This window comes from Bacillus paramycoides, assembly GCF_001884235.1.
GTDB classification, from domain to species: domain Bacteria; phylum Bacillota; class Bacilli; order Bacillales; family Bacillaceae_G; genus Bacillus_A; species Bacillus_A paramycoides.
The window spans coordinates 62,212-79,269 of the sequence record NZ_MAOI01000023.1 but is presented as its reverse complement, the minus strand read 5'-3'; the positions used below and the strand labels follow the sequence as shown (position 1 = coordinate 79,269).

General features: G+C 35.7%; 18 protein-coding genes. 13 read left to right on the top strand and 5 right to left on the bottom strand.

Annotation, left to right across the window (positions count from 1 at the left end):
• Nucleotides 1–321 precede the first annotated feature (321 nt).
• The 11 genes from cdr (at nt 322) to BAU28_RS03780 (ending at nt 7,461) form a co-directional block, all read left to right on the top strand.
• A complete protein-coding gene (gene cdr, locus BAU28_RS03830; RefSeq protein WP_071717799.1) occupies nt 322–1,986 on the top strand; it encodes a CoA-disulfide reductase in 1,665 nt (554 codons plus the stop codon).
• A 258-nt stretch (nt 1,987–2,244) separates the two neighbouring features.
• A complete protein-coding gene (locus tag BAU28_RS03825) occupies nt 2,245–2,508 on the top strand; it encodes a metal-sensitive transcriptional regulator (protein WP_002170484.1) in 264 nt (87 codons plus the stop codon).
• Between the two features lie 90 nt (nt 2,509–2,598).
• Nucleotides 2,599–3,168: a sulfurtransferase TusA family protein gene (locus BAU28_RS03820; protein ID WP_071717798.1), complete on the top strand. Its 570-nt coding sequence runs from the start codon at nt 2,599–2,601 to the stop codon at nt 3,166–3,168.
• A 43-nt stretch (nt 3,169–3,211) separates the two neighbouring features.
• A complete protein-coding gene (locus BAU28_RS03815) occupies nt 3,212–4,342 on the top strand; it encodes an MBL fold metallo-hydrolase (protein WP_071717797.1) in 1,131 nt (376 codons plus the stop codon).
• A gap of 38 nt (nt 4,343–4,380) precedes the next feature.
• A complete protein-coding gene (locus tag BAU28_RS03810) occupies nt 4,381–4,608 on the top strand; it encodes a sulfurtransferase TusA family protein (protein ID WP_048373627.1) in 228 nt (75 codons plus the stop codon).
• A gap of 26 nt (nt 4,609–4,634) precedes the next feature.
• The gene (locus BAU28_RS03805) at nt 4,635–4,862 is read left to right on the top strand and encodes a sulfurtransferase TusA family protein (protein ID WP_025150236.1); all 228 of its coding nucleotides are present in this window, start codon (nt 4,635–4,637) and stop codon (nt 4,860–4,862) included.
• A gap of 63 nt (nt 4,863–4,925) precedes the next feature.
• Complete coding sequence (locus BAU28_RS03800) at nt 4,926–5,273, top strand: sulfurtransferase (RefSeq protein WP_071717796.1); 348 nt, start codon at nt 4,926–4,928, stop codon at nt 5,271–5,273.
• Between the two features lie 153 nt (nt 5,274–5,426).
• Entirely contained in the window at nt 5,427–5,795 is a 369-nt protein-coding gene (locus BAU28_RS03795; protein ID WP_048373624.1) for a rhodanese-like domain-containing protein, read from the top strand.
• A 16-nt stretch (nt 5,796–5,811) separates the two neighbouring features.
• Nucleotides 5,812–6,108: a rhodanese-like domain-containing protein gene (locus BAU28_RS03790; protein ID WP_002170491.1), complete on the top strand. Its 297-nt coding sequence runs from the start codon at nt 5,812–5,814 to the stop codon at nt 6,106–6,108.
• Nucleotides 6,109–6,174: 66 nt separating this feature from the next.
• Nucleotides 6,175–6,654, top strand: coding sequence for a DsrE/DsrF/DrsH-like family protein (locus BAU28_RS03785; RefSeq protein ID WP_071717795.1), 480 nt, complete (start codon nt 6,175–6,177; stop codon nt 6,652–6,654).
• Nucleotides 6,655–6,687: 33 nt separating this feature from the next.
• Nucleotides 6,688–7,461, top strand: coding sequence for a sulfite exporter TauE/SafE family protein (locus BAU28_RS03780; protein WP_071717794.1), 774 nt, complete (start codon nt 6,688–6,690; stop codon nt 7,459–7,461).
• A gap of 187 nt (nt 7,462–7,648) precedes the next feature.
• Here the strand turns inward: BAU28_RS03780 and BAU28_RS03775 are convergent, their stop codons facing one another.
• Both BAU28_RS03775 and BAU28_RS03770 read right to left on the bottom strand, forming a co-directional pair.
• Nucleotides 7,649–8,089, bottom strand: coding sequence for a hypothetical protein (locus tag BAU28_RS03775; protein WP_000642362.1), 441 nt, complete (start codon nt 8,087–8,089; stop codon nt 7,649–7,651).
• Between the two features lie 139 nt (nt 8,090–8,228).
• Complete coding sequence (locus BAU28_RS03770; RefSeq protein ID WP_071717837.1) at nt 8,229–9,518, bottom strand: LCP family protein; 1,290 nt, start codon at nt 9,516–9,518, stop codon at nt 8,229–8,231.
• A gap of 227 nt (nt 9,519–9,745) precedes the next feature.
• Between BAU28_RS03770 and BAU28_RS03765 the strand changes: the two genes are divergently transcribed.
• Nucleotides 9,746–10,831 carry a YhdH/YhfP family quinone oxidoreductase gene (locus BAU28_RS03765; RefSeq protein ID WP_116500288.1) on the top strand — a complete coding sequence of 362 codons (1,086 nt, stop codon included), beginning with the start codon at nt 9,746–9,748 and terminating at the stop codon, nt 10,829–10,831.
• Between the two features lie 35 nt (nt 10,832–10,866).
• Here the strand turns inward: BAU28_RS03765 and BAU28_RS03760 are convergent, their stop codons facing one another.
• Complete coding sequence (locus tag BAU28_RS03760) at nt 10,867–12,522, bottom strand: Na/Pi cotransporter family protein (RefSeq protein WP_071717792.1); 1,656 nt, start codon at nt 12,520–12,522, stop codon at nt 10,867–10,869.
• A gap of 327 nt (nt 12,523–12,849) precedes the next feature.
• On the bottom strand, nt 12,850–14,052 hold the full coding sequence (locus BAU28_RS03755; RefSeq protein WP_025150244.1) for an MFS transporter: 1,203 nt from the start codon (nt 14,050–14,052) through the stop codon (nt 12,850–12,852).
• A gap of 320 nt (nt 14,053–14,372) precedes the next feature.
• Between BAU28_RS03755 and BAU28_RS03750 the strand changes: the two genes are divergently transcribed.
• Nucleotides 14,373–15,461, top strand: coding sequence for a DUF871 domain-containing protein (locus BAU28_RS03750; RefSeq protein ID WP_071717791.1), 1,089 nt, complete (start codon nt 14,373–14,375; stop codon nt 15,459–15,461).
• A gap of 193 nt (nt 15,462–15,654) precedes the next feature.
• Here the strand turns inward: BAU28_RS03750 and entC are convergent, their stop codons facing one another.
• On the bottom strand, nt 15,655–17,034 hold the full coding sequence (entC, locus tag BAU28_RS03745) for a cell wall-binding protein EntC (RefSeq protein ID WP_071717790.1): 1,380 nt from the start codon (nt 17,032–17,034) through the stop codon (nt 15,655–15,657).
• Nucleotides 17,035–17,058 lie beyond the last annotated feature (24 nt).

The following is a 17,058-nucleotide window of genomic DNA, read 5'->3' as shown; positions in this document are numbered from 1 at the left end:
ACTAAAAAACCTTCTGTTATTTAACTAACGGGTGCGTTAGTTAAACAAGAATCAAAAAGGATCTTCAACGGAAGATCCTTTTTGATTTCTACATAATATACATGAATATTTTGTTAGAGTCCTTATAAATTAAGATTTTTTTCAATTTAGGTCTTGATAAAGATGTCTAGGTTCTTTTTTTATTTGTTTCGAATTTGTGAAAGAAAGAGATATGTATTGAAAATAATTTTTGTGTATTTTATTATATACCCATACGGGTATGAGTTTTCTGTATGTGATACATGAGGAAATTAAATAATAAATAATATGGAGGTTTGAAATATGTCTAGAAAAATTGTTGTAGTAGGTGGAGTTGCTGGTGGAGCATCAGTAGCTGCAAGACTTCGTCGTTTAAGTGAAGAAGATGAAATTATTATGGTTGAGCGCGGTGAATATATTTCATTTGCAAACTGTGGATTACCATACTATATTGGCGGTGTAATTACAGAAAGACAAAAACTATTAGTACAAACTGTTGAAAAGATGTCAAAGCGTTTTAATTTAGATATACGTGTATTAAGTGAAGTCGTAAAGATTAATAAAGAAGAGAAAACAATTACTATAAAGAATGTAACTACAAATGAAACATATAACGAGGAATATGATGTTTTAATTCTTTCACCAGGGGCGAAACCAATTGTTCCACCTATTCCGGGTATTGAAGAAGCAAAGGCTTTGTTTACATTACGAAATGTACCTGATACAGATCGTATTAAAGCGTACATTGATGAGAAGAAACCACGTCATACGACGGTGATTGGTGGAGGATTTATTGGAGTGGAAATGGTTGAAAACTTAAGAGAACGAGGAATTGATGTTACTCTTGTAGAGATGGCAAATCAAGTTATGCCACCGATCGATTATGAAATGGCAGCATATGTACATGAGCATATGAAAAATCACAATGTTGAGCTTGTTTTTGAAGATGGTGTGGATGCATTAGAAGAGAACGGGACTGTTGTACGTTTAAAAAGTGGTTCAATAATAAAGACTGATATGATTATTTTAGCAATTGGTGTACAACCAGAGAGTAGTTTAGCGAAGGATGCAGAATTAGAACTAGGAGTTAGAGGAACGATAAAGGTAAATGAGAAATTTCAAACATCGGACCCACATATATATGCAATTGGTGATGCGATTGAAGTGAAAGATTTTGTTACAGAAACAGAAACAATGATTCCTTTAGCGTGGCCGGCTAATCGTCAAGGTCGCATGTTAGCAGATATTATTCATGGTCATACGGATTCTTTATATAAAGGTACGATGGGAACTTCTGTGGCTAAAGTTTTTGATTTAACAGTTGCTACGACTGGAGTAAATGAGAAAATATTAAAACGATTAAATATACCCTATGAGGTAGTACATGTACAGGCAAACTCTCATGCGGGGTACTATCCAAATGCTACGCCAGTGCTAATAAAATTAATATTTAATAAAGATAGTGGGAAAATTTACGGAGCACAGGCTTTAGGACGTGACGGGGTAGATAAGCGTATCGATGTTATTGCAACGGCAATGAAGGCAAATTTAACTGTAATCGATTTACCGGATTTAGAATTATCATATGCACCCCCGTATTCTTCTGCAAAAGACCCAGTAAACATGGTGGGGTATGTGGCAAGTAATATAGTAGATGGTTTTGTGGACACGGTACAATGGCATGAAATAGATCGTATTGTTGAAAATGGTGGGTATCTTATTGATGTTCGAGAGCCTAATGAACTAAAACAGGGAATGATTAATGGTTCTATTAATATTCCGTTAGATGAATTACGTGATCGTTTGGATGAAGTGCCAGTGGACAAAGAAATATATATTACTTGTCAACTTGGTATGAGAGGGTATGTTGCAGCGCGCATGTTAATGGAAAAAGGATATAAGGTAAAGAATGTAGATGGCGGCTTTAAATTATACGGAACAGTATTACCAGACCGTATTGTATATTGATGTTTATCCCGCATTAACGGGCAGTAAGACTCCCACCTCAAAATTCGGCTGTAAAGCAAAGGAGTTAGGTGGGAGATTGCTGCTCGTAAAATTCAGCTTTGTATAGGCTCAAAAAATAAGGATAGAAGTCTCACGATATGCTTTTTTCACATTTAGGTTAAAAAATTTAAATTAAGGGCTTTACAAAATACCCTACAGGGTATAATATATTGTCATAAGCTATAAATAGTGACATAATGGTAATGAGGTGATTATAGAATGGAATATAATCAAGATATAAAAAATCGATTAAAGCGTATTGAAGGGCAAGTTCGTGGTGTGCTTCGTATGATGGAAGAAGGAAAAGATTGTAAGGAAGTAATCACACAACTAACTGCTTCTCGTTCTGCATTGGATCGCTCGATTGGATTAATTGTGGGAACAAATTTGGAACAATGTTTACGTGAACAGTTTGAAAAAGGTGATGGTTCCAATGAGGATCTTATTAAAGAAGCTGTTCAATTACTAGTAAAAAGCCGATAATCTGTCAAACTTATTTGTTGACAGATTTTAAATAACATTTTAATATACCCGTACAGGTATATGTATATATACTTTGAGGAGGAAGTCAATATGAGTATAAAGGTAGATACACATTTAGATTGTAAAGGATTAGCATGTCCGATGCCGATTGTGAAAACAAAAAAGGCGATGGAGGCATTACAATCTGGGCAAGTGATTGAAATAGAAGCAACAGATAAAGGCTCTACAGCAGATTTACAAAGTTGGGCCAATAATGTTGGTCATCAATATATAGGTACAAAGCAAGAGGGAGATACCTTAAAACATTATGTAAGAAAAGCGAGTGCGCAAGAAATAAACGAATTAGTAAAATACGCTCATACAGTAACAAATGAGGAATTACAAGAAAAGTTACTAGCTGGCGAAGAATGCATCGTTTTAGATGTAAGGGAAGAAGCGGAATATACATTTGGACACATCCCATCTGCAATTTCAATTCCGTTAGGTGAGTTAGAAGAAAAACAAGGTGTTTTAAGTCAAACAAAACCAATATATGTTGTTTGTCGGACAGGAAATCGCAGTGATCTTGCTTGTCAACTATTGGAGAAGCAAGGGTTTAACAATGTTAAGAATGTTATTCCTGGCATGCTGCATTGGAATGGAAAGATAGAAAAAAGATAAGGAAAAAAATTTTAAGTATAAATATACCATAGGGGGTAATAGAATGAAGGTTAAACATTTAGCAGCAAAAGATGTTGCAGAAAAGGTTATGTATGAGGAGTTATTTATTTTAGATGTACGTAATGAAGCGGATTATGAAAACTGGAAAATTGAAGGGAAAGAAGTTACTTCAATGAATGTGCCGTACTTTGATTTATTAGAGGGTGTAGATCATATTGTAAGTGAATTACCTAAAGATAAAGATGTTTTAGTAGTATGTGCAAAAGAAGGATCTTCTATATTTGTGGCAGAGAAATTAACAGAGGCTGGATTAGAAAATATTTATTATTTAGCTGGTGGTATGAAGGCTTGGAGTGAATATGTAAAGCCTATAAAAGTTGGAGATTTAAAAGATGGCGGAAGTATGTATCAGTTTAACCGCCTTGGAAAAGGTTGCTTATCATATATGGTCATTTCTAAAGGAGAAGCAGCTGTTATTGATGCAGTACGAACAGTTGAGGCATATGAGGAATTTGCAAAGGAACAAGGTGCTGTAATTACAAATGTAATGGATACGCATTTGCATGCCGATCATATTTCAGGAGGTCGTAAGTTAGCTGAAAAAGTAAATGGGACGTATTGGTTACCGCCGAAAGATGCGGAAGAAGTTGTATTTTCTTACGAACCACTTGTAGAAGGTGCTGTAATTACTGTTGGGGAAACAAAGATTGATATCGAAGCAATCTATTCGCCGGGACATACAATTGGTAGTACTTCATTTATTGTAGATGATGAGTATTTATTATCAGGAGACATTTTATTCGTAGATTCGATTGGGCGTCCGGATCTTGCTGGGAAAGCTGAAGATTGGGTAAGTGATTTACGTAATACTTTATATAGCCGATATAAAGAACTATCTCAAAGTTTAATTGTGTTGCCGGCTCATTATTCAAAAATAAGTGAAATGAACGAGAGTGGGATTGTTAGCGCAAAATTAAAAGATTTATTTGAGTATAATGCAGGATTAAATATTGAGGATGAGGGAGAGTTTCGTAAAGTTGTAACAGAGAATTTACCACCTCAACCGAATGCATATCAAGAAATTCGTCAAACAAATATGGGGCAATTAAACCCAAGTCAAGAAGAAGAGCGTGAAATGGAGATTGGTCCAAACCGTTGTGCTGTTCACGACTAATTCGATTCTAAATGAAATGAAAAGTGGAGGTATATAAGATGAATGTGAAAGAAGTATTAGACGTAAAAGGATTAGCATGTCCAATGCCAATTGTAAAAACAAAGAAGGCGATGGAGGCATTACAATCAGGAGAAGTGTTAGAAGTACACTTAACAGATAAAGGTGCAATTAAAGATATTCCAGCATGGTCAAAAACAGGTGGTCATGAAGTGTTAAAACATACGGAAGAAGCAGGCGAATTAAAGTTCTGGATTAAGAAGGCTTAATTATAAAAAAAGCGGAGGTATGTAAGATGAATGTGAAAGAAGTATTAGACGTAAAAGGATTAGCATGTCCAATGCCAATTGTAAAAACAAAGAAAGCAATGGAAGCATTACAATCAGGAGAAGTGTTAGAAGTACACTTAACAGATAAAGGTGCGATTAAAGATATTCCAGCATGGTCACAAAAAGGCGGTCATGAAGTGTTAAAACATACGGAAGAAGAAGGCGAATTAAAGTTTTGGATCAAGAAAGCATAATATTTCAATGAAAAGTGGAGGGTATTCTCTGCTCATTATTAGAAGTGAAGAGGATCGTCATATATGTTTTATATGGTTATACCCATAATAGTATTGATAATAGGAAATATATTAAAACGTTACGTTCCTGTTTTACATGTTGCACATATTTCAATAGAGCAAGTAAGACAAAGTGAGGATGTTATTGTTATAGATGTGCGTGACTATACAGAGAGTCACGGTAATCATACTTCTAAAGTTATGTGTATACCGTATGCGTATTTAAAGCGGTACTATTATGAAATACCAAATAAACCGATACATCTTATTGTTCATAATAAAGTAGATCGAAATTTAAGTGTTCGGTTTTTAAACAAGAAGGGGTTTTGTATTCAAAGTTATAGTGTAGCGACGAATAAAGTGAAACTTTAATCAGTGGGGGTTTTGTTCATCCCCCACCAATCGGGCGTTTACGGGCAGTTGATCTCCCACCTAACTTCTTTGCTCTAGCCGAATTTTGAGGTGAGTGTCTTACTGCCCGTTAATGCGGGATAAAAAAATATAACAGAAAGAGGCTATCATTATATGGATGGAAAGACAATATTGAATATAATCTTAATTATACTTGTAACTTGGTTTATCATTTCTCGTTTCTTACCAGCTAGAGGAGTAAAAAATATTTCAGGAAAAGAATTGAAGCGTATGATGGGGCAAAATAATAAACAATTTATTGATGTACGTACACCTGGTGAATATAGAGGAAATAATATTAAAGGGTTTCGGAATATCCCATTAAATGAACTGGCTAATAAAGCGAAACAATTAGATAAAAGTAAAGAAGTTATTGTTCTTTGTCAAAGTGGAATGAGAAGTAAACAAGCAGCGAAAATGTTAAAAAAACTAGGATTTCAACATATTACAAATGTTTCAGGCGGTATGAATGCTTGTAATTAAGAAGGAGATGGGAAACATGAAAGAAATGACTGCAAAAGAATTAGAAGAAAAATTGTTACGTAAAGAAGCAGTAAATATCGTAGATGTACGTGAAGTAGAAGAAGTAGCTGAAGGGAAAATTCCAGAAGCATGTAATATTCCACTAGGGCTATTAGAATTTCGTATGCATGAGTTAAATAAAAATCAGGAATATATTATCGTTTGTCGTTCTGGCGGGAGAAGTGCAAGAGCAGTTCAATTTTTAGAGAGCTACGGTTTTCGAGCGATCAATATGGTAGGTGGTATGTTAGCTTGGGAAGGTAAAGTAGAATAGGGCGAAAATAAGCGATTTTTTATAGGGGTTTAAATACCCCTATAGGTAATTTGGAGGAGGAACAACATGGAGCAACAGAAGAAAACAACAATTGTCTTATTTAGTGGAGATTATGATAAAGCGATGGCAGCTTATATTATTGCAAATGGTGCAGCGGCATATGATCAAGAGGTGACTATTTTTCATACTTTCTGGGGCTTAAATGCCCTCAGGAAAGATGAGCATGTGGAAGTAAAGAAAACTTTTATAGAGAAAGTGTTTGGAAAAATGATGCCGCGCGGTGTGGATAAGATGGGATTATCAAAAATGAACTTTGCTGGTATGGGGCCAAAAATGATTAAAGGAATTATGAAGAAGCATAATGTGATGCCTTTGCCAGACTTAATTGATATGGCGAAAGAGCAAGGAGTTAAGCTTGTAGCTTGTCAAATGACAGTAGATTTATTAGGGTTAAAAGAGGAAGAGATTATGGAAGGGGTAGAGTTTGCAGGAGTAGGTGCATATTTAGCAGATGCTTCGGATGGGAATGTGAATTTATTTATTTAAATCACCTTCTTTTTAGAAGTCGGGGGATGAAATATGAGTTTAACAGTACTGCTTTTTATTATTGGGTTTATAGGATCGTTTATATCAGGAATGGTTGGGATTGGCGGGGCAATTATTAATTATCCGATGATCTTATACATTCCGGTATTACTAGGATTTGCTGGCTATACATCACATGAAGTGAGCGGTATTACAGCGGTTCAAGTGTTTTTTGCAACTTTTGCAGGTGCGTGGGCATATCGGAAAAGTAACGATATGGATAAAACGTTAGTTGTGTATATGGGAGCTAGTATATTAATAGGAAGCTTTGTAGGTAGCTTTAGCGCGAATCTATTAAATGAGCATACTGTAAATGTTGTTTATACAATATTAGCTACTATCGCGGCTATTATGATGTTTATACCGAAGCGAAACAACTGTGAGGATTCAGAAGGAACTATGTATAATAAATGGCTAGCTAGTATGTTAGCGTTTATTGTAGGCAGTGTTTCCGGCATTATTGGGGCTGGTGGTGCGTTTCTTTTAGTTCCGATTATGTTAGTTGTTTTAAAACTACCGATACGTACGACAATAGCAACATCTATCGCTATTACTTTTATTTCCTCGGTAGGGATTACTACTGGGAAAGTGATTACGGGACAAGTAGTTGTTATCCCAGCTCTTATCGTTGCGGTAGCAAGTTTATTTGCCGCTCCGCTTGGAGTGAAAGTAGGGAAGAGAGTGAATCAAAAAGTTTTACAATACGTATTGTCTGCTTTAATTGTAGGAACTGCGATAAAGATGTGGGTTGATATGATATCGAAATAAAAAGATGGTGCTGCTTGTAGCACCATCTTTTTATTTATCCCGCATTAACGGGCAGTAAAATTCCCACCTTAAAATTCGGCTGGAGCAAAGAAGTTAGGTGGGAGATCAACTGCCCGTAAACGCCCGATTGGTGAGGGCTGATAATCAGTGGGGGATGAACAAAACCCCCACTGATTATAGTTTCACTTTATGCCCAAATAACTTTCATTAAGTTCTTATATTCATCGTTCGCCAGTTTATATAGCATTCTCGTATGTTCAAAGACAAGTGCTGGATTAAAGTTTGGTTCTGAGAATGCAAGAGATGTTGAAATATCAATTGCATTTTGCTTGTTTAGTGTGAATTTTGCAAATCGATAAGATGTGTTTAATTCATTGATGACGTGTAAAATATCATTTGTTGATGTTGCATCAGGTACATGAGCAACATTGAAGCAGTATATATCCACAGTAGGATGTTCGTTTTGGAAAGCAGCGATAAGTTGAATTTTTGCGCCAGCTTCTGTCTCTAATCCTACTGAAAAATGAACAGAACCATCATTTTCATCTATATTTTCTTCCATGTATATGTCGTTGGATTTTAAGTAGTCTTTAAAATCTGAAATGTTATGTTTTACTGCAGCTTTCATATGTATGAGCCCCCTGGTAATTGGAATAGATTACTACTATTTATTATAATTTAAAAATATTAAAAAAGATAGTTAGAAAGTTCTGATTTTTATCTTAAAAAAGAAACCGCACTCTACCTCCATAGAGTACGGTTTCTTTTTATTCATTGTCATTAGACGATGTTTCTGTATCTTCACTGCTATTATCATTACGTTTGTTGTTACTTGATTCATGTTTGTTTGTATTCTCAGAGTCAGTTTCTTTCGTTCTCTCTGAGTTTGTTTTTTTCGAATCGGATGTAGATTCTTTTGTTTTCTCTGAGTTTGTTTTTTTCGAATCGGATGTAGATTCTTTTGTTTTCTCTGAGCTTGTTTTTTTCGAATCAGAGTCAGATTTTGTATATGCAGGTAGCCCAAGGTGACTACGAAGTTCGTTTGTAGTATTAGCTAAGTCTTTTTTATCTGGATTGTAGTAGTACGTTCGACCACCACCAGGAGATTTACTACATGTGTCATCACCTTTTGCCATGTAACAGTCTTCACCTTGAATTTGTAATTTTTCAATAGTAGAATCTGATCCATATTTATAGAATGAAAGCATATCGTCGAATGTTAAGTTTGTAACGAATTGGCCGTTAATATCATCAATGATGTTACCAACTTTTGTTACGGACCCAACGCTTGTTAGTTTCTTTAAAATGGCTTCAATAACGAGTTGCTGACGTTGTCCACGCATCGCATCACTATCAATGTGTCGTGTTCTAGCCAGAGCAAGAGCCTCTTCGCCATTTAACTTTTGAACACCTTTTTTCAGGTGAATGGCCTCAGCATTATCATTGCTATCTTGTTCAGTGAATTCAACTGGTACATCAACTTCAATACCGCCTAAGTCATCGACGATTTTTATAAATGATTTAAAGTTAAATTTTACAAAGTAATCGACAGGAACATTCATTAAATTTTCAACTGCATCAATGCTTGCTTGTGGTCCACCATCTTTTCCATTTTTAGTAGAACCGAATGCATGAGCGTGTGTAATTTTATCTTTTTTCTTTTCTACTGGAATATAAGTATATGTGTCACGTGGAATACTTAATAGTTTAACAGTTTTGCTATCTTTATTAAACGTTGCAAGTAACAGTGCATCTGTTCTTATAGCTTCACCATATTCTTTCCCACGGACATCACTTTCATCAACACCCATTATTAAGACAGAGACGTTATTTGTAATAGGTTTTACAGCTTTATCACGTAAATCAGATTTATCACCGCGCGCTAAATCGTGAGCGGCGTTTCGAACAGCAGAAGATGCTTTATTGACTAAAAACCAAGTATAACTGCCACCTACTATTAAAAATAATAGAATAACGCTTATAATAATTTTTGTTTTTTTCCTACTCTTATTCGGGTTGTTTCGTGTATTTTCTTGCAAAGATGGGTTTTGCTCCATTTCTTGTACTCCTTCATTTGGATTGAAATACGACACTCATATCCACTTATTATAATGAAATTTAGCGAAAAAAAACATTACAAATCATTTACATTTCGTAAAAATTCAATTTATTTATAAAAAGTCAGATTTTCTATATTTTATTTTTAGAATGTAGGATAAGTATAAGTTGTTTTAGTAGAAATGAAAATATGTATTGTGAGAAAGTGATAGAGAAGTAAGATTTGTTGAAATATAGTCAAGAAGAAATGAGTAGTCTTACTTATATTTTCTATATAATAAGGAAGAATTTTACGGATGAAGGAGAGAGCATAATGAATTGTACATCATTCCGAGCGATGGTCGTGAAAGAAAAGGAAAATAATCAATTTGAAAGAACTCTTGTTGAGAGAGAAATAAATAGTTTACCTGAAGGAGACGTATTAATACGTGTTCATTATTCTTCATTAAATTATAAAGATGCCCTTTCAGCTAATGGTAATAAAGGTGTAACGAGAACATACCCTCACACACCTGGTATCGATGCGGCAGGAGAGGTTGTTAGTAGTAGAAATGCCTCCTTTAAGGAAGGAGATCAAGTTATTGTAACCGGATATGATTTAGGTATGAATACTTCTGGTGGTTTCGGAGAATATATTCGCGTGCCATCATCTTGGGTCGTTCCTTTACCAGAAGGAATGTCTTTGAAGGAAAGTATGATGTATGGGACAGCAGGTTTTACAGCTGCTTTATCGGTATATAAGCTTATTAGAGCGGGAATTACGCCTAATATGGGAGATGTTTTAGTAACTGGTGCTACTGGCGGAGTAGGTAGTGTAGCAGTTAGCATTTTAGCGAAGCTAGGATATAACGTAGTAGGGGCAACTGGGAAAATGGAAGAGGAGCAGATGCTACTACGTCTAGGAGCGAAAAAAGCTATTCATCGTGAAGAATTGCATGATAAGTCTGGGAAACCGATGTTGAAGGGCGTATACGCAGGTGTTATCGATACAGCTGGTGGGAACATGTTAGAAAGTTCTTTAAAGGTAGTTAAGTATGGAGGTTGTGTAACGACGTGTGGTAATGTAGCAGGGCATGAGTTAAATACAACTGTATACCCATTCATATTACGGGGGATCAGCATTTTAGGAATAGATTCAGTTCACTGTCCGGTAGATGTGAGAAGAGAAGTGTGGGCATTATTAGCGAATGAGTGGAAAAATTCAAAGTTAGTACCTTATACAGAAGAATGTACATTAGAAAAATTAGATGAGAAATTTGCACTTATACTGCAAGGAAAGTTAAAAGGAAGAACAGTCGTGAATATGAAATGAAAAAAGAGACGCTAATTAGAGCGTCTCTTTTCCTATTATAATGATTGTTTTAATCCCATCTTACCTTGTTCGCCTAAAACACCATCAGCAATATTTACAGCGTGATCACCGATACGCTCTAAGTTACTTACCATATCAACGAAAATGATGCTTGCATCACCTGAACAGCTACGTTCGTTTAGACGTAATACGTGACGTTTACGAAGAACACGTTCCATTTGGTCAATTTTACGTTCTTTTGCAATAACAGTTTGAGCTAGTTCAGTGTCAAAGTTTGTTAAAGCTTCAACTGCGTCTTGTAATGTTGAAATTGTTAACTCAAGCATTTCATTTAGTTCAGCTAGTGCTTCATCTGATAGTGAAACACGGTTTGAAATTTGGAAATCTACAAGTTCTACAAGGTTTTCTACATGATCACCGACACGTTCAATATCTCCAACAACACCTGCTAGAACTGAATGTTTTTCAGAGTCTGTAGATGAAAGTGGTTTTTCTGATAGTAAAACTAAATACTCGGTAATTTTTTTATCTAAATTGTTAATAGCTCCTTCTAATTGAGTAGCCATGTTAGCGTGTTTTTTGTCTTGTGTATTTAAAAATTGGTTTGCTTCTTTTAATCCATGTAATGAAAACTCTGCCATACGGATAATTTCTTTTTGAGCTTCTGTTAATGCGATAGCAGGAGATTGCTCAATGAAAATCGGATTTAAATGTTGCGGTTTGAAATTAATAGCAGAATCTTCGCCGCGAATAATTTTTGTTACAATCCATGCTAATACAGCAATGAATGGGAATTGAATAATAGTATTTGTTACATTAAACGTTCCGTGTGCAAATGCAATTGTCATTTCTGGATTTAAGTTTAATGACGTTTGGAAGTATTGAATTAAATTTGTAAATGGTACTAATAAAATCGTAAAGATAACTGTACCGACGATATTAAAGATAACGTGAACTAATGCTGCACGTCTTGCTGCAATTGAAGTACCGATTGCTGCTAATACCGCTGTAATTGTTGTACCGATGTTATCACCGAATAATACAGGAAGAGAAGCTTGTAAATCGATTGCGCCTTGACCGAATAGTTCTTGTAAAATACCGATTGTTGCACTTGAACTTTGTACAATTAAAGTGAAGACTGTACCGACAACAATACCTAAAATTGGATTGTCGCTCATGCTAACCATTAATTCTTGGAATGACTCTAAAGAGCGAAGAGGCTTCATACCTGTGCTCATTAATTCTAAACCGAAGAATAACATACCAAAACCGAATACAACTTGACCTACAGAATGTACTTTTTTATTTTTAAAGAAGAATAATAAGATAGCTCCAACTGCCATAATTGGGAGCGCGTATTCTCCGATTTTAATCCCGATAATAAATGCAGTAACTGTCGTACCGATGTTTGCACCCATAATAACACCGATTGCTTGTCTTAATGTCATAAATCCGGCACTTACAAGTCCGACTGTTAAAGCAGTTGTTCCTGAACTTGATTGGATTAATACAGTAACTAACATACCTGCTAGTACACCCATAAGTGGGTTTGTTGTAAAGCGATCTAGAATATCGCGAAGACGATCTCCAGCTGCTTGTTGCAGTCCATCGCCCATGTATTTAATCCCGAATAAGAAAATACCTAATCCACCAATGAACTGGAAGATCATATCTTGAATATTGTATTCCACGCATTCCACTCCTTAAATTTCATGTACGATGTAATTATTAACTAAACCTTGAGGCACTGTAAACGGTTCACCTGTAAAATTTACACTAAATTTACAAAGGGGTGAAAAGTTTACAAATCTTTAAAGAAAAACCTGGATTTAATTGGTTTTCATATTCAATACACGATAATTTTGTTAAGAAGTCATATTTATCACACTATTTATAGGTAGTAAAAATAGGTGAGGAAAACTATCGATTAAAATTTCATTTTTCTACATATTTTTTGATGAAAGTTAAAAAAATATGTAGGACAATCAATGATGTTTTAAATTAAAAAAGCTGCCGAATTATCCAGCAGCTTTTTCATTAGTTTTATCCTTCTGTTTTTGTTTCCGTAAGTTTGTGATGTAAATGAAAAGGAAAGCGATAAGTAATAGGGAGGAATAACGATATACAGTTGCATAGTTGGTAAAGTGTGCAATGAATCCAAATATAATCGCTCCAGCACCAATTCCAAGGTCAAATGCTGAGAAAAATGTTGCTGTTGCTACTCCTCGTCGATGTGGTGCTACTCGATCAATCATCCATGCTTGTAGTGCTGGTTGAATTGCTCCGAAACCACTTCCATAGCACGCTGCCGCAATAATTAAGCTCGGAATTGTAGTTGTATACGACAGTAATATAATACCTGTAAACGTTATAATAACTCCTGGAATAATGACGAATGTATGACCTTTCGCATCATATAATTTTCCGGAAAATGGACGAGTTACAGCGATTGCAAGTGCGTTAAATAAAAAGAAGAGACTAATGTCAGCAATGCCAACTTCCGTAGCAAATAATGTGATGAAGCTCCCAATTCCTCCGTACATTAACGTAATACATAATATTAATAATGAAGGAAGTAAAGCTTTACGCTCAATAAATCCATCCAGAAAGGTACCAGATGTTTGCTGTGGTGGTTGCGGCGTTTTTTTGATTTGAAGTAGTTTCGTTAATATTAATGAAACAATTGTACATGAGAGTGCACATAAAAAAAGAATCGTGAAGTTATATGTTTGCATAAGCCAAAGTCCGATAAGTGGACCGAGTGCCATTGCAATAGTGCCAGAAAGACCGAAATATCCCATGCCTTCTCCGCGGCGAGCTTGCGGAATTAAATCTGAAACGACAGTTCCGTATGTAGTCGTTGTAATGCCGAACCCAGCCCCATGTAAAATGCGAACGGCAAGCAGGAGGAAGACGGTTGAAGCGAAAAGGTAGCTACCCATAGCTAATAAACAAATGGCAGTACCAATCATTAAAATGATTTTTTTATTAAATTTTTGCAAGGCGTTTCCAGTTAGCGGTCTAACAAATAGTGCCGCAACGGTAAACATGCCGACAACAAATCCGATATTTGAACTTGTGCCGCCAATTTCTTTCACATAAACAGGTAAAGTTGGAATTAACATTTGAAATCCTAAAAACATACATAAGTTTGCTAGAATTAACGCAATAAACTCTTTCGTCCATAACGGTTCTCGTTTTACGAGTACTGCCTCTCCCATATATTCATCCCCTATATAAAAGTTTTCTCTGTTCTTTCGAGTATATGTATTGGTCAATGTTACAGTCAAGGAAGGTGCATTGAAAACGCATAACAATTTTTAAGGCAGAAAAACTGACAAATTTGTGTAAAGGCTACACAACTATGAAAAAAAGATGTAAAGTATAGATGTATAGACTAGTATTTGTTATGAATGATAGAAATTGTTTTTTCTTTTCAGAAAGCGGATTCAAAAAGTGGTGAACGAGAAGGGGATACATACTTTTTCACTACATATATTTGAAAAGGTTTACAATATGATGAAGAAAGAGGCGTGTACATATGAGACGATTAGGTATTTCTATTTATCCAGAACATTCGACAGTAGAGAAAGATAAGGAATATTTAACATTAGCAAGTAAATACGGATTTACACGTGTATTCACATGTTTACTATCTGTAGATGGCGAAAAAGAGAGAATTGTAAAAGAGTTTAAAGAAACGATTTCTCATGCGAATGCATTAGGGTTCCAAGTATTGGTTGATATTAGTCCGTCTGTTTTTGAGCAACTAGATATTTCTTATAATGATTTATCGTTTTTCCATGAACTAGGTGCTTACGGTATTCGTTTAGATGTTGGTTTCTCTGGTTTAGAAGAATCGATTATGACGTACAATCCGTACGGCTTAAAAATTGAGATTAATATGAGCAATGGCACAAAGTATGTAGATAACATTATGAGTCATAGACCAAATCGTGAAAATTTAATTGGCTGTCATAACTTTTATCCACACCGTTATTCAGGGTTATCATACGATCATTTCATTAAATGCTCGAAGCAATTTAAAGATTACGGCATGAGAACGGCTGCATTTATTTCATCATTTGATGCAACATATGGGCCTTGGCCAGTAACAGAAGGGTTATGTACGTTAGAGCAGCATCGTGAATTGCCGATGACAACACAGGCGAAGCATTTGTTTGCGACAGAATTAATTGATGATGTTATTATTGCGAATGCTTATGCATCAGAAAAAGAACTAGAGGCACTTGGTGAATTAAATAAAGATAAGCAAACTTTTGATATAGAAATTTATGAAACGACAACAGAGTTAGAAAGAATTATCGTGCTAGACGAACCTCATTTTTATCGCGGGGATGTATCTGAATATATGATTCGTTCTACTCAAAGTCGTGTGAAATATAAAAAAGAGGAATTCAAACCGCATAATACGCGCGAGATTAAGCGGGGGGATCTTTTAATTGATAATGAACAATACGGTCAATATAAAGGTGAATTACAACTTGCCTTAAAAGATATGGTGAATACGGGGAAAACAAATGTAGTTGGCCGAGTTGTAGAGGAAGAAATTTTCTTATTAGATTATTTACAAGCTTGGGATAAGTTTGGATTTACACTAAAGAAATAAATTAATGTGGAATAAAGAAGGTAGGAGGGGATGCTATGGCATCCTCTTTTTTCTGTTGAAATAGTAGTCTATCGTATATAGAATTCAAAGGGATAGATTTTAACTTGGACGGGAGAGAAGTAGAAGGAAAGAATATAAGAATCATAAAAAAAGAGTCAGCCTCAACGTTGAGACTGACTCTTTTATATAGTAATTAGTTTAAAATTTTCACTTTAACTGTTTGGCGTCCCCAGTTACTTGATGAACCTTTATCTGGCATTAAAACGTCAATTTTATTTCCTTTAATAGCTCCACCAGTATCACCAGCGATTGCTACTCCGTAACCTTCAACCCATACTTTTGAACCTAATGGAATCACGCTTGGATCAACCGCAATTAGTTTCATGTTTGGGTTTGCTGTTAAATTATGACCCATAGATGATTTTACTAGGTCGCCTGCTTTGTAACCATTTTCAAGTGGATCTGCTGTATAAGCTGTTGCTACAACTGTGAACTCACGAGAAGAAGATGGTGCACTTGTTTCAGTTTCTTTTGCAACAGGTTGTTGTGTAGCTGGTTTTTGAGCTTTAGCTTTAGTTGCCTCTTGAGCTTCAGCCGCTTCACGAGCTTTAGCTGCTGCTTGAGCTTCAGCCGCTGCCTGAGCTTCAGCTGCTTCACGAGCTTTAGCTGCCTCTTTAGCTGTAGCTGCTGCTTGAGCTTCAGCTTCTTCTTGAGCTTTAGCTGCTTCACGAGCTTTAGCCGCTTCTTGAGCTTTAGCTGCTGCTTGAGCTTCAGCTGCCTCTTGAGCTTTAGTTGCTTCACGAGCTTTAGCCACTTCTTGAGCTTTAGCTGTTGCTTGAGCCTCAGCTGCCTCTTGAGCTTTAACTGCTTCACGAGCTTTAGCCGCTTCTTGAGCTTTAGCTGCTGCTTGAGCCTCAGCTGCCTCTTGAGCTTTAACTGCTTCACGAACTTTAGCTGTATCTTGAACTTTAGTTACTTTTTCAGCCTTAACTGCTGGCTGAACTTTAACTGGCGCTGTACCAGTTAAGTAAGGAACATGTACATAAGCTGTTTTGCCGTTATATTCAAATTGGATCCAATCATCTTGTACTTGGTGTGTTGTTTCGATTACATCATCTTTTTTCAACTTACCAAGAATCTCTGAATCTGTATTTGCTCCAGCACGTACGTTTAATACGTTTGCTGTTACGTAGTAAGTGTCTTTCGTATAGTCAGCGCTTACGAAAGCTTCTTTACCGTTATTTAATTTAACTTTTGACCATCCATTTTCTGTATGTAGAACATCTACTTTATATCCATCTAATAATTTACCGACAACTTTTGATTCAGTAGTTGGGTTTTCTCGTACATTCAATACATCAGTTGTTACGATAGTTTCTGCTTTAGCAGATGTTGTGAAAATCCCAAGACCAAAAACCGCTGCTGTTGCTATACCCATAAATTTTTTCATAATAGCCTCCATTGCATTTGTTTTCGTTGACCTCATTATAGCAACCATTATTTTCTTATTTGCGGAAAACACAAAACTACAAAGCATTCGTAACGAGGCATTAATATTCTGTAATAATTCCAGTAATATCCTGACAGCGTTTTCTTT

What these genes read in the sequence shown, in the direction of transcription:
- cdr (WP_071717799.1), top strand. Translation starts at nt 322, where the DNA reads ATGTCTAGAAAAATTGTTGTAGTAGGTGGAGTTGCTGGTGGAGCATCA.
- BAU28_RS03825 (WP_002170484.1), top strand. Translation starts at nt 2,245, where the DNA reads ATGGAATATAATCAAGATATAAAAAATCGATTAAAGCGTATTGAAGGG.
- BAU28_RS03820 (WP_071717798.1), top strand. Translation starts at nt 2,599, where the DNA reads ATGAGTATAAAGGTAGATACACATTTAGATTGTAAAGGATTAGCATGT.
- BAU28_RS03815 (WP_071717797.1), top strand. Translation starts at nt 3,212, where the DNA reads ATGAAGGTTAAACATTTAGCAGCAAAAGATGTTGCAGAAAAGGTTATG.
- BAU28_RS03810 (WP_048373627.1), top strand. Translation starts at nt 4,381, where the DNA reads ATGAATGTGAAAGAAGTATTAGACGTAAAAGGATTAGCATGTCCAATG.
- BAU28_RS03805 (WP_025150236.1), top strand. Translation starts at nt 4,635, where the DNA reads ATGAATGTGAAAGAAGTATTAGACGTAAAAGGATTAGCATGTCCAATG.
- BAU28_RS03800 (WP_071717796.1), top strand. Translation starts at nt 4,926, where the DNA reads ATGTTTTATATGGTTATACCCATAATAGTATTGATAATAGGAAATATA.
- BAU28_RS03795 (WP_048373624.1), top strand. Translation starts at nt 5,427, where the DNA reads ATGGATGGAAAGACAATATTGAATATAATCTTAATTATACTTGTAACT.
- BAU28_RS03790 (WP_002170491.1), top strand. Translation starts at nt 5,812, where the DNA reads ATGAAAGAAATGACTGCAAAAGAATTAGAAGAAAAATTGTTACGTAAA.
- BAU28_RS03785 (WP_071717795.1), top strand. Translation starts at nt 6,175, where the DNA reads ATGGAGCAACAGAAGAAAACAACAATTGTCTTATTTAGTGGAGATTAT.
- BAU28_RS03780 (WP_071717794.1), top strand. Translation starts at nt 6,688, where the DNA reads ATGAGTTTAACAGTACTGCTTTTTATTATTGGGTTTATAGGATCGTTT.
- BAU28_RS03775 (WP_000642362.1), bottom strand. Translation starts at nt 8,089, where the DNA reads ATGAAAGCTGCAGTAAAACATAACATTTCAGATTTTAAAGACTACTTA.
- BAU28_RS03770 (WP_071717837.1), bottom strand. Translation starts at nt 9,518, where the DNA reads ATGGAGCAAAACCCATCTTTGCAAGAAAATACACGAAACAACCCGAAT.
- BAU28_RS03755 (WP_025150244.1), bottom strand. Translation starts at nt 14,052, where the DNA reads ATGGGAGAGGCAGTACTCGTAAAACGAGAACCGTTATGGACGAAAGAG.
- BAU28_RS03750 (WP_071717791.1), top strand. Translation starts at nt 14,373, where the DNA reads ATGAGACGATTAGGTATTTCTATTTATCCAGAACATTCGACAGTAGAG.